General features: G+C 49.4%; 1 protein-coding gene. It reads left to right on the plus strand.

The window, feature by feature from the left end; all coding sequences use genetic code 11:
• Window positions 1-245 (plus strand): alpha-D-ribose 1-methylphosphonate 5-phosphate C-P-lyase PhnJ (locus P8629_RS12495; RefSeq protein WP_278166416.1); only part of this gene is annotated, 245 nt, incomplete at both ends.

Raw genomic sequence — 245 nt, forward strand, 5'->3', positions numbered from 1 at the left:
GTCCCTGAAAGCCCGTTGCGGGAAGAGCAAATTGTGGTGTACCAAGTTCCTCGACCTGACCCTCTACGTGGATTTATTAATGATGCGGCCGAAGCACTGACACGGCACGCACATCATGATTACGGTGTCGTGTTAAGCGCTCTATTTGAAACATGGTTGCAACAAGATGAGGCGTGCTTAGGATACGACCACCCTGTGATTGTTAATGATGGGGTCTTAATGTCACCGTCGCCTATTCCTGCTAT

The sequence above is a fragment of the Hydrogenovibrio sp. 3SP14C1 genome (assembly GCF_029625905.1).
In the GTDB taxonomy this organism is placed as follows: Bacteria; Pseudomonadota; Gammaproteobacteria; order Thiomicrospirales; family Thiomicrospiraceae; genus Hydrogenovibrio.